Source organism: Roseimaritima multifibrata (genome assembly GCF_007741495.1).
Lineage (GTDB): Bacteria > Planctomycetota > Planctomycetia > Pirellulales > Pirellulaceae > Roseimaritima > Roseimaritima multifibrata.
In genome coordinates, this window is the sequence record NZ_CP036262.1 from 2269932 (window position 1) to 2286120 (window position 16189).

The following is a 16189-nucleotide window of genomic DNA, read 5'->3' on the forward strand; positions in this document are numbered from 1 at the left end:
TGGTGTCCCCGCTCTGGCCAGTCGTAGGTGCGGCCAGGCGTTGGAATTCTGTCCTTGGCACTTTCTAAATCGCTTTGCCTTCTTCCCTGAGGCATTGCTAAAAAGCTACTCCTTGGGGGCTTCGGTCTGCTTCGTGATCGAAACCGTATCAAAAAGTTGCCCATCCAAGTCGTACGATTTTAGTTGCAGTTCCTTGCCGTTGACGGCGACATAGACGAAGTGGTGGCCGCGGCGAACGGTTTGCTGGAATGGAGGTCGGATCGGTCCGGCTTGCTCCAGTCCTCCTCCACCGCCTCCGGTGACCATGTAGATGGTGCCACGATCGTTTTGAGGTTTTTCGTTGTGCATTTTCCAGGTTCGCTCGTAGGAATGGATATGACCATTCCAGACGATGTCGACGCCGAAGCGATCGAACAACTTGGTCATTGGGCGAATCCTTAGATCGCCCCAACTGCTTTTTCCTTTCCAGAGGTCTCCGTAGTCGTTTTCGTCGGAGGAATAGGCCGGGTGATGAAAGCTAATAAACGTCCAAACGACTTTGCCTTCTGCTTTTTCTGTTTCGAGTGCGGCGAGTTGTTTTTCTAACCATTGGTACTGTTCGCTTTCAGGCCCCATTTCCTTGTTTGAATCGAGCATAAAGAAGGCCGCGTTTCCATACCGAAACGAGTAGTAGTACTCGGGGGAAGGAAGGTCCATGTACCGGTAATAATGATCCGCGTTCCGTTCATGATTCCCAAGCACCGGGTAGAAAGGGACTCGCGAGATCAGCGGGTTCATACTGGAGAAAAATTGATAGACCCATTGGTTCTTTTCGGTGCCAGTACTGACAAGGTCGCCAGGGATCACCAAAAAGTTGGGGCGAAGTCCCCAAGCTAATTCGCCGACTTTGCCACTGACGGCCGGGTTGCCCTGCGTGTCAGAGATGACTGCAAAGGCGTATGGGGTTTCCGGTAGCGAAGCGGTCTGAAATGAAAGGACTTCGCTTTGGACCGAAGTTTTTGTTTCCGGATCGGTCGCCGTGACTTGGTAGTAATGCCCGGTTTGTGGTGCCAATCCATCAAGCAATGCCGAGTGGATCGTTTTGTCGTCGGAGGCGGCGGACGCTTTGCGGTTGAATTCAGCGGTCTCTCCGAAGCGAACCGATACTTCGCATTCCGCGTTCGTTTCGCAGACCACACGGATGCTGTCGGTGGTCGCGTACTGTAGGAAAGGGGCGACTAGAAACGCCAGTGGTTCTTTCTTCTTTGCTGTAGGAGGCAGTTCCGCCCAATCTTTTTGATGTTCGAAATCATGTTCAATCCAGGCTTGTTTTGCAGCCAAGTCGTAGACGGCGATTTTGGCTAACCGGCCACGCATGGGAATCCTTTCATTCATATCCAAATAGGCGCCGACTGCGAGGGTCGCTGTGTCGGGATAAAGGATCGGGCCACCCTGGGCATCGGATTCTGCATCCAGTTTTCCATTGACCCATAGCTGCATGGTTTCACCATCGTAGACCCCGGCGACGTGATACCACTTTCCCTGGACGACTTCGGTTTTGCCTTCCAGATAAGTCATCATTCCATTGCCATCGTCTGCATCTTGGCTGGAAAGCCCGAATGAAAAAGTATCGTTGTTGTAGCCTAGGATCCAGCCTGTTTCGGCGTCTCCGTTATCCTGCAGGGCTGAGACGATCCCGCCATAACGTGTCATTTCGTCCAGCGATACCCACGCGGCAATTGTGATGGCCTTTGGCGGAAGCTTTTCTTGCAGGGCTGCCCAAGGCTGATCAGCGATGAAATACGATTTGCTTCCTTCAAGGCGGATTGCGTTTAGGCCGTCGGAATCTTCGAGGGTCGGAGTCCCTTGGGCCGTCAGTTTGGGACCAAGTTGGCTTTCCAGGATCCCATCCTTAAAAAATGGAATTCCGAAAACCCAATGGGCTCGAGGGTCAGGGCCATCGTGTCCGTAGGTCCCCGATAGGTTCACGGCGACCAGGAGTAGACAGGTAACCGAACGAACAAGCCATTGTCGTGTCAGACGCATTGGGTAACTCAAGCAATCAGGAAGGAATTCTTAGAAGTCGTCAAGCAATGGGATGGGTTACGGTTGTTGGACCGCTTCGCCGCCACTTCGAGTTCCCAAGGCAGAGAAGATGGCCATGTCGACCGTTTCGGAAAGAAATCGAACCGATCCATCCCCAAAACAGAACTGCGCACCGCTGGGGTGCTGGCTGCTGAAACTGACTTCGTAGGCGCCCCATTCTGGCGAGGCGTCCGCACGAGCAATTGTAACCGGTTTTGGATAGTTGATTTGGACGGCTGTCGAGCCACCCATTTCGGACCAGTCCGTACCTTCCCAGTTATCGAAGTCGTCCCCGCCGATCGCCCAGTGGTCTTTCCGGCCGGAATTGGCTTCTTCGGCGGTCGATGCGATCGAGGCCAATTCGGGGTCGGGTTCGGCTTCCCCAAACATCAGCGTGTTCGACAGTCCGTCGGTGACGTCGCGGAAACCGGTTGCGCCACCCATGCCACCTTGGCTGATCCGAGCGCGGTCGGGATGGCGTGTTTGGATCATGCCGTCTAGTTCGGCGTGGTGTTTGGTCGTCTGGCCGCTGCCCCAGGTAGCGATATTTCCTCGTCCCCATCCCCATGAAGGTTTCCAGTCGTTGGGTTGGATTCCGGTGACGACCGCTAGGTAGTTTGCCGGCACGCGAGCGGCAACAAACCATGGCGGCGAGTATACCGACGCGTCAAAGACGGCCTCTGGGGCGACCGAAGATGGGCACCGCATCACGCTGATCATGGTTTCGCAGGCGGCTACTTGCCGGTCCCGCGGATTGGAGGACGTGATGTCGGCGTTGCTGAGGGCGGTTCCCGCAGCCCAGTTGGTCGAACCGAATGTAAGCGATTCGTACAGGTTGGTCTGTTCACAGTAGGGCATCACAAACGCGCTCCAGTGGCCACCTTCCTGAGCTTCGCCAAGCATCGGCAGGTCTTCTTTGTGGGTGTCGGCAAAGTTGTGCGTCGCCAAGCCCAGTTGCTTTAGATTGTTGCTGCATTGCATCCTGCGTGCGGCTTCACGGGCCGCTTGGACCGCGGGCAGTAGCAAGCCGACAAGGACGCCGATGATCGCAATGACCACCAGCAGTTCTACAAGGGTAAAGGCGTGTCGTTGATTTAGGTTTTGAAGTTTCATCGGTTGGGTCTTTTGAATGAAGAACGTTTGCAAAACGGAAGAATGAGCTAGGATTTTTCGGCGGGGATATCGAATTCAAACCGGTTGTCGGGGCCGGAAACGACCTCAAATTCGAGTGCCGATTCGCCACCGTCGCCGTAAGCCGCTGGAACCAGTTCTTTGGTGATTAGCCGCCGGTCGTCGTCCGCCTTCTCATCGCTGGACCCGACGGTTTGTCCTTTGTCGCTGACGATGCAGGTGAAACTGACGCGATAGTTCCCTGCAGCCAGCCCTTCGCCGGCGGTCGAGCGGAGGAACAGTTTTCCGCTCGCGTCGGTTTCTCCGACGCCGAGGTTGTACTTTGTGACTTTTCCGTCGAGGGGGCGGAAATAGACGATCAACCGCTCGTAGGGCTTGCCGCCAAGGGTTATCTGGCCGCTAATTGGATGGAGCGGAGGCTCGGAATTGCAGCCGGCAAGCAGCAGGCATGATGTCAAGATCAGCAACGCGGCGAAGGGTTTCATCAAAGGGGCCCCATGAATGGTGAAGCAATGAATGTTTGTAAGAGACCCAAGTTGTACTGAGCGAATGTGAAGAACCGGTGGCACGTTTGTTTAGGTTCAGTGAATCTCTAAAGAGTTCAAGCTATGCGTCCGTTGCGCGATCGACTAAAATGAAGGTCTCCCCCTGCCCTTTTGAAAAGTGGTCCCACCTTGAAAGATTCCCGTATGTCAGCCCATGTTTTCGCTGTCGAACAACGAAGCTGGTTGGTTTCAGTGCTTCTTTTCACCGTTGGTGTTGTGTGCGTTGACGTTGCGCGAACCGACGCGGATGAGAAGATCGATTTCTTTGAATCAAAAGTTCGTCCACTCCTGATCGAACACTGCTACGAATGTCACAGTTTGGAAGCGGATGAATCGGCGGGTGATTACCGGCTTGATTCGGCGGCAGCCATGCTTCGCGGCGGCAGCCGTGGGCCATCGATCGTTGCCGGCGATGCCGCCAAAAGTCTGTTTCTAAAAGCGGTTGAATACAAAGATTCCGAATTGGAAATGCCGCCAAGCGGAAAATTGAGCGATGAACAGATCGACGTTTTGAGGCAATGGGTCGAAGCAGGGGCCGTCGATCCACGCTCGACAGAGGAGGAGGCTGCCCATGCGACGCCCGCCAAGGTGGATCCGGCACAGCATTGGGCTTTTCAACCATTCCGTCGCGCCGCCCCCCCACAGAAAATTGAACAACCGGCACACGATATTCTTGATGCTCTGGTAGCGGAGCACCTGAACGGAGATCTGGAATCGGGAAAGGACGATCGACGTAATCCCGTTGCCTCTCCTGAAACGCTGATTCGCCGGTTGACCTTTGACCTTACCGGGTTGGCACCGACGAAGAATGAAATCGATTCGTTTATTGAGGACTCCCGGATCGACGCCTATGAGCGTTTGGTCGACAGGCTGTTGGCTAGTCCCGCGTTCGGCGAGCGTTTCGGTCGGTACTGGTTGGACGTGGCCCGATACGCAGATACGGTCGGCTATACCTTGGCGGGACGCGAACGTCGTTTGGCAGGCAGTCATCTGTACCGTGACTGGACGATCAAAGCGTTTAACCAAGACCTTCCATACGATGAAATGATCCGCTACCAGTTGGCTGCCGATCGTTTGGACCCTGAAAACAAAGCGGGGCACCTGGATGCGATGGGTTTTTTGACCGTTGGTCGTAGATTTCTTAGGCGTCACGACACGATCGACGATCGAATCGATGTCATTAGTCGAGGCCTGTTAGGGCTGACGGTCGCTTGTGCTCGCTGCCACGACCATAAATTTGATCCGATTCCGACGCTGGACTATTACTCCTTATATGGGGTAATCAGCAGTAGTCGCGAAAAGGAGGATGGGCCTTCGCCACTGATGTTGGAAGACCACAATCCTCGTGACTCTCATGTGTTTGTCCGCGGGCAAGCCGGGAACCGCGGCCCGAAGGCTCCGCGTGAATACCTAACCGCTTTGCGAGGCGAGCAGAGTATTCCGCTGACAACGGGAAGCGGGCGGATTGATTTGGCCGAACAGATCGCCAGTGCAGAGAACCCACTGACAGCGAGGGTCATGGTCAATCGAGTCTGGGGACATTTGATCGGCAAGCCGCTGCTTTCGACACCAAGCGATTTTGGTGTCCGCAGTCCCGCACCTGAAATCCCGGCACTGATGGATGATTTAGCGAGCGAGTTTGCCGAAGACTGGAGCCTAAAGCGATTGGTTCGCCGGATCGTTACGACTCACATTTACCAACAGTCCTCGACTGCCACCGAAGAGTCGATCACGGCTGACCCCGACAACCAGCAATTGGCCCGAGCCAATCGCCGCCGACGTGATTTTGAATCCCTGCGCGATAACCTGTTGCTTGCGTCCGGTCGGCTGTCGCGGACCCTCGGAGGCGAGCCTGTGGAAATCACGGTCACCCCTGCGATCCCGCGGCGAACGGTTTATGCCTTCATCGATCGCCAAAACCTCCCAGGTATTTTTCGCACCTTTGATTTCGCCAGCCCCGATGCCCATACACCACAGCGTGCTTTTACGACGGTTCCTCAGCAGGCATTGTTTCTTTTAAATGATCCGATGGTCTTGGATGCTGCGGCGGACGTTGCCAATCGGGCCATGCGTGAGGTGGCAGAGGATGATCCCGCTGAATGGATCCAGGCCATTTACGGGTATGTGCTGGGCAGGACTCCTTCGAAAGCTGAACACGAAGCAGCATTGACATTTTTAAAGCTGCCCGAATCGACGATGCAGCCTTCGCCCGATCCTCGTTCCGTGTGGGAATACGGTTACAGCACGATCACCGAGAGTGGCGCAGCATCCAGTTTTACGCCGTTCCCAAAATTTGAAGAGGGACGTTGGAAGCACGACAAAGCGGAGACCGATCCGGCCTACAAATACTTGTTCCTAACCAAAGGGGGCGGGCACCCAGGGAACGGCAACGATCTTGTTCCGAACCGACGCTGGGTGCCGCCGGCGGATGGTGAAGTCGAAATCCTGGGCGCGTTGGAGCATCCTTCCATGAAAGGAAACGGCGTGAAAATCGTGATTGCCAGCGGTGATAAGGTTTATTGGCAGACCGATTTGCATAAACGGAAACAGCCCTATGGGCCGATTCGAGTGCCCGTCAAAAAAGGCCAAGCGATCGACTTCTTGGCTGGCGATAATGGTGGCACCAATAGCGATAGCTTCCGCTGGAAGATCAGTCTCCATTTCAAAGGGACTGCGGGCGAACAAGTGGATTCCGATTCGGAACTCGATTTTTCGGGCCCCTTCCAACCTGGCCAGAATGAGCCACTTACACGACCTCAACAGCTGGCCCATGCCTTGCTGATGAGCAACGAATTCATCTTTGTGGATTGATCAAATGAAACCGTTTCCTTGGAATCAAGCAGCTCAAGACCTGGGACTTTCTCGTCGGACGCTTTTAAAGGCGTGCGGGACCGGACTGGGGGCGCTGGCGTTAAGTGACCTGTTGGCAACCGAAGCTGCCGCCGAGGCTTCGCCACTTGCTGCGCGTCTGCCTCCGCTGCCGGCCAAAGCCAAACATGTGATTCACCTGTTCATGAACGGTGGACCCAGCCATGTCGATACGTTTGACTACAAGCCTGAATTGGCAAAGTACGACGGCAAGACCGCACCGATGGGGAACCTGAAAACCGAACGCCCGACAGGGAACGTGTTGGGGTCTCCTTTTGCGTTTAAGCAATACGGGGAAAGTGGCATCCATGTCAGCGATTTGTTTGCCAAAACGGCCGAGCATATCGATGATATTTGCGTGATCAATTCCATGCACGCCGATGTGCCCAACCACGAACCTTCATTGATGTTGATGAACACGGGCGAATCCCGCCAGGTTCGGCCTAGTATGGGATCTTGGCTGACTTATGGACTGGGAACCGAAAACCAAAATCTACCTGCATTTGTGGCGATGTGCCCTGGTGGGTATCCGATCAAAGAATCGCAAAATTGGCAGTCGGCGTTTTTGCCGGGGACCTATCAAGGAACCTACGTCGACAGCAGTCATTCACGCATCGATCAACTGATTGCGAATATTGACAATCGACGGATCAGTCGCGATTCACAGCGGCAGGAACTTGATTTTCTGCAAAACCTGAACGCGATGCACGCCGGCGATCGCGAAGCGGATGGACGCCTGAATTCACGGATCCAGTCCTTTGAGCTGGCGTACCGTATGCAATCCGATGCTGCAGAGGCTTTTGATGTCTCGCGTGAACCGGAGCATGTCCTGAAAGCCTACGGTGAAGGGACTCAGGCCAAGCAGATCTTGATCGCCAGACGATTGGTGGAACGAGGCGTCCGCTACGTTCAGCTTTGGCACGGGGCGGGACAACCGTGGGATAATCACGATGACCTGGAAACGGCCCATAAACGGCTCGCCGGTCAGTGTGACCAAGCGATCGCGGCGTTGCTGAGTGACCTGAAACGAACCGGCTTGCTAGACGAAACCCTCGTAATTTGGGGAGGCGAATTTGGTAGGACTCCGGTGGTCGAAATGCCAAAGAAAGGGTCGAACCAGGGCAAAATGAACGGCCGAGATCACAATCATCACGGGTTCACGGTCTGGATGGCAGGCGGCGGTGTTCGCGGAGGCCAACGATTTGGAACAACCGATGAACTGGGGTTCAAGGCGGTAGAAGATCGCGTCCACGTGCACGACCTGCACGCCACGATCCTGCAGTTGATGGGATTCGATCACAAGCAACTAACCTACAGGTACGCAGGTCGAGACTTCCGGCTAACCGACGTCCACGGACGCGTCATCGATTCGGTGATCGCCTAAGGGGCGTGCCTGAAGAGTGTCGCCTTTGGCTCGGGATACGTGACGCATTGCGGTAGCACGTAGCCGAGTCTCTCCGAGACTCGTGCTTGCGGATCTTTCCGCCTCGGGGGACGTGCGATTTATAAATGAAGTAAGTCTGGCTCCCCTCGCCCCTAAGCGAGCTCTTTGGCGCGGAAGAAATCTCTGCTAGCTCATTGCGTGATCTCTGCCTCTTTGTTTGATTTAGTGGAGCTTGCTTGGGGGAGAGGGGCTGGGGGAGAGGGGGAGATTTCCAGGCGGCGATTTTGCAGCGAAGACGCGTTTAACGCTTCGGATTCCAAGCGATTATGCAACGCCTTGCCCAACGCTGTCGGCCCCTCTCCCCCAGCCCCTCTCCCCCAAAACAAGCTTTTGAATCGTACTTAATTGAATTAGCTGGCGAACCGTTGATCCAGTATCAAACCTGTTTTAAACGAGCTTGTTTTGAGGGCGAGGGGAGCCAGACTTACTTCACCTATAAATCGCACGTCCCGAGAGGCGGAGCTACGAGGGGTGATCGTTCGCCAGATCGCTATCGCATTGCGGTAGCACGTAGCCGAGTCTCTCCGAGACTCGTGCTTGCGGATCTCTCCGCCTCGGAGAGGCGGAGCTACGAGGGGTGATCGTTCGCCAGATCGCTATCGCATTGCGGTGGCACGTAGCCGAGTCTCTCCGAGACTCGTGCTTGCGGATCTCTCCGCCTCGGAGAGGCGGAGCTACGAGGGGTGATCGTTCGCCAGATCGCTATCACATTGCGGTGGCACGTAGCCGAGTCTCTCCGAGACTCGTACTTGCGGATCTTTCCGCCTCGGGGGACTTGCGATCTATAAATGAAGAAAAGTCTGGCTCCCCGCGCCCCTAAGCGAGCTCTTGGTTGCGGAAGAAATCTCTGCTAGCTCGTTGCGTGATCTCTGCCTCTTTGCTTGATTTCGTGGAGCTTGCTTGGGGGAGAGGGGCTGGGGGAGAGGGGGAGATTTCCTGGCGGCGATTTTGCAGCGAAGAGGCGGTTAAAGCCTCGGATTTCAAGCGTTTATGCCACGCCGTTCCCAACGCTGTCGGCCCCTCTCCCCCAAAACAAGCCTTTGAATCGACCTTAATTGAATTAGCTGGCGAACCGTTGATCCGGTATCAAACCTGTTTTAGGCGAGCTTGTTTTGAGGGCGTGGGGAGCCAGACTTACTTCACTCATAAGCCGGACGTCCCGAGAAACTTGTGGATTGCGTCTAACGCTGCATCAGGGTTTCCGAGACCTGTTTGGCCATTTTGGTTTTTCCTAGGGGCCGAGCACCCTCGACGTCCTGTGGGAAGATGCTCCAGACAGGAATTTTTTTCTCCATCTCTTTGACTAGTTTCTCTTCGTCCGCTGCAATCTTCTTCCTTCGCAAGATTTCGCGGATGTCTTCTTGGACATCGGCGATCGACTGGACACCTGCCTTTCTTCTGGCGGTGACTTTGATAATGTGAAGACCGAGCTCATCTTCGATGAATTGGCTCATTTCATTAATTGGCAGTGAGAAAATCTGTTCTTCCAGGGGCTTGGAAGCGAGCGAACCTTTTTGGGTCCAGTCGTGAACGCCGCCGGAGGAGGCAAATGGTTCCTGGGAACTTTCCTTGGCGACGGCCTGCATGTTGCCTCCGTAGAGCGCTTTGTTGCCCATTTTCGCCAATGCTGCTGCCGCCGCTTCTCTCGTTGGGAAACGATCGAACAGGACCGTCAATTGCTCCCATTTGGCGGCGGCTTTCTGTTCAAATTCTTTTGAGTTTTGGTCGTAATAGGTTTGGATTTCAAAAATCGAGACCGTTGGTTTCTGATTGACCATCTCGTTCAGGTACATCTGGCCAAGCATGCTGTCGATGAATTCTCGTTGCTGAGCCTGCAACGAAGCCCCTTCCGAACGTAGTTTCGCATCCAGTTCGACTCTGTCGGTCGTTTCGGTCTTTTCCAGCAATTGGGGGACGCGGTTGTCGTAGAACAATTTACGAGCTCGCCCGTGCATCATCCGTTGGACTTCCGCCCTTTTGGATGCGTCTTGGGTGCTGACTTGTGAAAGGAGGAATGATTCCGCTAGCATCTTTCCTTGGATGGCTTGCCGCAAAAGTCCACGGAGCATGTTTACGCGTCCGAATTTCTCTTCCTCTTCGGTTAGTGGCCGCCCCTGTTGCTCGACGACCATTTTTAGGCGAGCGTCGATTTTGGGCGTCAGATCCCCCATTAAGATCGGGGATTGCCCGACAACGGCGATCAGGGCTGCGGGGGATTCGGGCAGTTCGACCTCTAACGCTTCCCGGATTGCTGATTCCGACGGCGCATTCTGAGCCGAAACGTCTGCATGGCCGAGGAGCATCGCCACGGCGAGGGTGCTGATGGAGCCCCAAGATAGGAGTGGTCGTGTCATAGGACGGTTCGTGGCATGGGCAGCGGGCATGGATACGCTGTCGGTAAATCGAAGGAAATTGGATTTGTGTAAATCCTCTGTACGCCCTTTCGGGACTGGGAGGCAAGACAGAATTTGCAGCCCCTAGGGTGATCGGAGCCTCAACCCCTCGGTGGAATTGCTAAGGAAAGTGAATATTGGATGAATTTTTCAACCTTTGCGGGGGGGAATCCATTTGTGGATGGATTCTAAGTCTGCTAAGATGCCCTTCTGATCATGGGATTGGTCTCTTCTTCTCCCTAGATTCAATGCTTGGATTTACCAGTATTTTCTTCTTCCATCGATCGCAGGGTGGTTGGAGCTTTATTTGATGCGGTTTTGTTCTTTTCTAATGGTGTTCTTATGTCTAAACGTCGTGGATTTACTCTTGTTGAATTGTTGGTGGTCATTGCGATCATCGGCGTGCTTGTCGGGTTGCTGCTTCCTGCAGTCCAGGCCGCTCGTGAAGCAGCCAGACGCATGCAGTGCAGCAATAATTTGAAGCAGCTGGCCTTGTCGATGCATAACTACCAAGACACTCATGGCTCGTTGCCTGCCGGTTATGTCGATTACACTCCAAAAGTTGACAACGAGGGCTACTGGTCCTGGAGTGCTCTGATTTTGCCGTTTATCGAGCAATCCAACCTGCACGATCAGCTTCAGGTCAATAAATTGCGTCCCAGTGAGTCAATGGCTTTGTATCAGGTCGCCATGCAGGCCCCTATGGCTGCATTTCGCTGTCCTTCGGACGTGAACCCTGGCGTTCATGACGACGCGATCGCAGCTGGATATGCGATCACAAAAGTTCCAGGCGGAGGCAACTTTGGACTTCCCGTTTCGAATTACGTCGCCAGCAATGGCACCGCGAACGTTCGTCAAAAACCGGCAACGAACATGAAACTTGGCACCAGTGGTGCCGTGGGGCCTTTCTACCGCGATAGCAAGGTGCGGCTAGAAGACATTAAAGACGGAACCAGCAACACGTTTTTGCTTGGAGAGCGTGCCTGGGAAGTTAATGGCGTCCGAACCGACGGTGGGACGGCACTCGCCGTTCGCGATGCAAATGCCAAGGGGCCGACTGCCCAAGATGCGGATACGGGTTGGAATCAGGGGCTGGTAACGATTTTCGGTACGGTCCGTTTCGGAATCAATCCTCCTGTGACCGCATCGAATACCGAAATGCAGAACTCGTACATGAGCCTGCATCCCAGCGGTTCTCAGTTTGCTTATGCAGACGGTAGCGTGCACTTTGTCTCTGAAACGATCGCCACCAACCAACTAAGTCCGTGGTATATCGACAGTCCACTGGAAGCCCTCGTTGGGATTCGTGACGGCGTGCCTGTTACCGGTCCATAATTTTGTTGTTGGTTGTTTTCTATTGTTTCCAGTACCTGAGAGTTTATCTTTGATGTTGAAATTTGTACCGTGTTTGTTTTGTCTTGCTGCACTTGTGCTTAGCGGGTGTGGAGACGGAGTTGACAATTCTGCGGTTTCCGGAACGGTTACGTTGGACGGGGCCCCTCTGGAAGGGGCGGTTGTCGAATTTCAGCCGACAGACGGTCGCTCTTCCGTTGGAGTTACCGACGCCGAAGGGAACTATACGCTTCAGTTAACCGCGTCTATTAGTGGCGCGATTATCGGTGACCACAAAGTCACCATTACCACGGCCCGAGCCGCCTCTGGTGGCGAAGGAAGTGATCCGTTGGTGGAAGCACGCGAAGAGCTTTTGCCAGCGAAATACAACGAGGCGACCGAGTTAACCGAAACGGTTGAATCGGGAAGTAATACGATTAATTTTGATTTGCAGTCCAAGTAGATACGACTGCCAATCTAATCGAAACGCAAAACAGGGTGCACGAAAGTGCTCCCTGTTTTCTTTTGGAATGTCGCTCGGTTCGGTGGACCGAGCGACAATCCTGTGATTGGTCGCTCCTCTGCCTTTGTGTCGGCCCTTGGGATGTGCGATATATAAGTTGACGGTTTGACAGCAGCTGGCACCTGCCCAGACATCCAAGCGCCACGTCCCCTCGTCGGTTTACCCGACAGGAACGCAAGATTTGAAATTAGAGGTGGTTGTCCCCACGGTTTTCGCTTCCCGTTCGGATTGCCGCTGAAAGCGGCAATCCGAACGGGAGGCGTTTTTCTAGAGCCATGCGAACTAATTTCAAATCTTGGCTTCATGCCAGGCAAGCTGGCATGGGGCCTTTTCTCCCTGCCACACTCACTACTTATTTATCGCACAACCCTCGGGCCTTTTCGGCGGCACTTAGCCGGATTCTGGGGGCTTCGCCTCCGGCAGAGATTGTCTCGGCCCTTCGGGCCTGCAAAGAACGAGAGCCTTTGGCTCCGAGGAAATAGGCCCGGAGGGCCGGCACAAATCCGTGATGTCGATGCCAGCGAGGGTAACCGCAAATCCCTAACTGATAGATCGCACGTCGCCCGAGACGAAAGCGGTCGTTCGCAACGCTTTCGGTTCGGAGAACCGAGCGATAATCCCTATGCATTTTATCCCAAATGCAACACCGCTCTTGCTCGTTTTAACCACGCAACTCCGGTCGGATCGTTGGTGTCGATATCCTTAACGGGGACGTAGGCCTGCCGTTTATCGACAATGCGAACGGGCGTCTTTCCTTTGTTCTGCCGCACCAATTGTTCCATGCGAGCGGGATCGCTGTAATTGAGGACCAGGAAGCCTTGCTTTTGGGTGATGCTGGAGATCAGCCAAATCGCCGCGTCCAAGCGTAGTTCGGCCAGCTGCAGCATTCGTTCTGCCGGAGCGGGCAGCGGCCCAAAACGATCGTGCAGTTCTTCACGGATCGCCGTGATTTGGCCAGCGCCGTCGATTCTTGCGATTCGCCGATAGAGGTCAATCTTGTGACGCATGTCCGATACGTAGCTGGGCGGAAGGTACGCCTCGACCGGCAGATCGATGTCGACTTCGGCGGACAATTTTGGCGGCAGGTTTTGAGCTTGGCGGACAGCGTCCTCAAGTAGCTGGCAGTAAAGTTCATATCCGATCGCGGCGATGTGCCCGCTTTGCTGAGTCCCCAGAAGGTTCCCTGCACCGCGGATTTCTAGGTCGCGCATCGAAATCGCGAACCCTGCTCCCATCTGCGAGAATTCTTCGATAGCTCGCAGTCGTTTCGCCGCTTCAGGGGTAAGGAATTTGTTGCGATCGACCAGCAGGTGGCAGTAGGCTTGGTTTTTATATCGTCCTACACGCCCTCGCAATTGGTGTAGGTCTGCTAGGCCGTAGCGATCGGCCTCGTTGACGAAAATCGTATTGGCGTTGGAAATGTCCAAACCGCTTTCGATGATCGTGGTGGCCAACAGCAGATCAAATTGGCGATCGATAAAACCGACCATTACCTTTTCCAGTTCGCCTTCGGCCATTTGTCCGTGCCCCATTCCGATCCGGACTTCGGGGACGATCTGGCGGATTCGATTCGCGATTTTCTCCATGTCGCTGATGCGATTATGGACGAAGTAAAGCTGTCCGCCGCGGTTCAGTTCGCGGACGATGGCGTCACGAATCACTTTGTCATCCCAGCGGCCGACATTGGTTTCCACCGGCATCCGGTCTTCTGGGGGCGTTTCCAGATTGCTGATGTCGCGGACGCCGACGAGCGCCATATGAAGCGTCCGCGGGATCGGGGTTGCCGAGAGCGTTAGGACATCGACGTTGCTGTGGCGTGTTTTTAAGCGTTCCTTGACCGCGACGCCAAAGCGTTGCTCTTCATCGATAATCACCAGGCCGAGGTTATCGAAGACAACATCTTTGGAAGCCAAGCGATGGGTCCCGATCACGATATCGACGTTCCCCGAGCGAATCCGTTTGATCGTATCGCGTTGTTCGGCAGCGGGAACGAAGCGGCTTAATTTAGCGATGTCGAAAGGGAATTCTGCCATTCGCGTGACAAAGCTGTGGTGATGTTGTTCCGCCAGCACGGTGGTGGGGACAAGGACTGCGACTTGGAATCCGCTGTCGACCGCCTTGAAAGCGGCCCGCATCGCGACTTCCGTTTTTCCGTAACCGACGTCGCCGCAAATCAGGCGGTCCATCGGCCGCGGTTGCTGCATGTCCTCTTTTAAGGCTTCGATCGCGAGCAATTGATCGGGGGTTTCGGTGTACGGAAAGATTGCGTCGAATTGGTGTTGCCAGTGACTGTCGACGTCAAAGACCAGGCCGACACGTGAGGACCGCACGGCTTGGACCTCAAGCAGTTCCGAGGCCATGTCATGGACGGCGGCTTCGGCTGATTTCCGGTTCTTCGCCCAAGAGACGCCGCCGATTTTTGCTAGGCGTGGGCGAGTCTTACTGCCGCCGACGTATCGCTGGATTAAACCGATCCGAGCCGCCGGGACGTAGATCGTCGTCCCCCCAGCAAATTCGATCACTAGGTGTTCTTGCCCGTGGCCCCCTTTTTCGATCAGCTCCATTCCGCGATAGAGGCCGATACCGTGTGACAGGTGGACCACCAAATCGCTTGGCTTCAGTTGCTGGAAGCTATCGATGGGTTTTCCGCGGACGCGGGTTTTGACGCGGCGGACGGGGCTGCGATGAAACAGTTCCGCGCCGGTCAGCAGGAGGACTTCGGCGGCGGTTAAGCGAAAGCCACTGCTGAGAGAAGCCACCGTAACGGTCAGTCGACCATGCTGGGCGGCTTGGGTGGGACGTAGCAGTTCGCTAAGTCGTTCGGCTTCCGCCGCGGTATCGCCGACCACGATCACACGGTGACCTGCGGCGACGGTGTCGATCCGTTCTTGGACGTGTTCTAGGTTGCCGATAAAACTATCGACGGAACTGGTCCGAAGCGGAAAAAGGTTGTCCGCATCGCCGGGGGCCAGTTCGCAGGCCAAGCCGACGCGATGCCCGGCGAAGGATCCGACCAGTTCGGGCCAGTCCCCAAAGTGATTTTCGTTGCCCGCGCGATGAAGCAGGGTGGCTGCTGACTGTTGGCAGCGTTCAGGGTCGACGATCAGGATCGCGGCATCGGGGGAAAGGAAATCGATCAATCGGCCGGGACTGGCGATCGCGGCGCCGACAGCGGCCAAATCGATTTCCGTTAGAACTTCCGTGCTCCGCTGGCTAGCGGGGTCAAAGCGGCGGATCGATTCGATTTCGTCGTCAAATAATTCGATGCGGACCGGCAGGGGCTGGTCGGGGGAGTAGATGTCCAGGATCCCGCCACGCTGACAAAATTCTCCCGGCAGGTCGACCGCGGTGGCGGGGTGAAATCCGGCTTCGGCCAGCCATTGACGTGTCCCTTCCAGATCGAGGGTTTGGCCAACTTTTAGGGTTCGAGTGGCGGTCGCGATCGCGTTGGGGCTGGGGACCTTTTGCATCGCGGCGCCGACGTAGGCGGTCACGATCAACGGTTCCTTGTCTTTGCCCTCAACGGACTGCCGCATCCGTTGGAGGACCTGCAGTCGTTCGGCGAAATCGGCGTCGCGGATGGAGTCAGGAGCCTGCGAATTCGCGGAAAGAGGCAGGGAGCAAACGTTGGTCGCTCCGAACGCTACCAGGTCCCCCGCGACGATGTCGGCATCAACCGCCTGGGGCAGAAGCACCAGCACGGCAGGACAATGGCCGGAAATGGCCGTTGCCAAGAGAGCCCGCAAACTGTCTTGGACCCCTTCAAACCAAAGGTCGGTCCCTGGTTTCCAGTTTTTCAGCGGCGCAGCAAGCCCGGCCCCTTTCACTAAAAGTGAGGGAAGTTGCGTCAGCGAAACCTGCTGGGGGGATGCTTTTTTGTTCACAATCG

The 16189-nt window shown here is 55.2% G+C and carries 9 protein-coding genes; 4 read left to right on the forward strand and 5 right to left on the reverse strand.

The genetic code is table 11. From position 1 onward, the window contains the following. Nucleotides 1-105: 105 nt before the first annotated feature. Genes FF011L_RS08255 through FF011L_RS08265 form a run of 3 tightly spaced genes read right to left on the reverse strand, consistent with a single transcriptional unit; the run spans nt 106 to nt 3680 of the window. Entirely contained in the window at nt 106-2025 is a 1920-nt protein-coding gene (locus tag FF011L_RS08255) for a LamG-like jellyroll fold domain-containing protein (RefSeq protein WP_145351155.1), read from the reverse strand. A gap of 57 nt (nt 2026-2082) precedes the next feature. Next, nucleotides 2083-3177, reverse strand: coding sequence for a DUF1559 domain-containing protein (locus tag FF011L_RS08260; protein WP_145351156.1), 1095 nt, complete (start codon nt 3175-3177; stop codon nt 2083-2085). Between the two features lie 47 nt (nt 3178-3224). Beyond that, a complete protein-coding gene (locus FF011L_RS08265) occupies nt 3225-3680 on the reverse strand; it encodes a hypothetical protein (RefSeq protein ID WP_145351157.1) in 456 nt (151 codons plus the stop codon). 189 nt (nt 3681-3869) lie between these two features. Between FF011L_RS08265 and FF011L_RS08270 the strand changes: the two genes are divergently transcribed. Both FF011L_RS08270 and FF011L_RS08275 read left to right on the forward strand, forming a co-directional pair. Then, nucleotides 3870-6551 carry a PSD1 and planctomycete cytochrome C domain-containing protein gene (locus tag FF011L_RS08270; protein WP_246109814.1) on the forward strand — a complete coding sequence of 894 codons (2682 nt, stop codon included), beginning with the start codon at nt 3870-3872 and terminating at the stop codon, nt 6549-6551. Nucleotides 6552-6555: 4 nt separating this feature from the next. Further along, on the forward strand, nt 6556-7992 hold the full coding sequence (locus FF011L_RS08275; protein WP_145351159.1) for a DUF1501 domain-containing protein: 1437 nt from the start codon (nt 6556-6558) through the stop codon (nt 7990-7992). Nucleotides 7993-9233: 1241 nt separating this feature from the next. On the opposite strand, the gene FF011L_RS08280 is transcribed toward FF011L_RS08275, so the two are convergent. Further along, entirely contained in the window at nt 9234-10406 is a 1173-nt protein-coding gene (locus FF011L_RS08280) for a peptidylprolyl isomerase (protein WP_218933084.1), read from the reverse strand. Nucleotides 10407-10787: 381 nt separating this feature from the next. Between FF011L_RS08280 and FF011L_RS08285 the strand changes: the two genes are divergently transcribed. Together FF011L_RS08285 and FF011L_RS08290 are read left to right on the forward strand one after the other, a co-directional pair. After that, on the forward strand, nt 10788-11780 hold the full coding sequence (locus FF011L_RS08285) for a DUF1559 domain-containing protein (protein ID WP_145351161.1): 993 nt from the start codon (nt 10788-10790) through the stop codon (nt 11778-11780). Nucleotides 11781-11832: 52 nt separating this feature from the next. Further along, nucleotides 11833-12240, forward strand: a complete 408-nt coding sequence (locus FF011L_RS08290) for a carboxypeptidase-like regulatory domain-containing protein (RefSeq protein ID WP_145351162.1) — start codon at nt 11833-11835, stop codon at nt 12238-12240. A gap of 689 nt (nt 12241-12929) precedes the next feature. Here the strand turns inward: FF011L_RS08290 and mfd are convergent. Then, nucleotides 12930-16184, reverse strand: a complete 3255-nt coding sequence (mfd, locus tag FF011L_RS08295; protein WP_246109815.1) for a transcription-repair coupling factor — start codon at nt 16182-16184, stop codon at nt 12930-12932. Between the last annotated feature and the right edge of the window lie 5 nt (nt 16185-16189).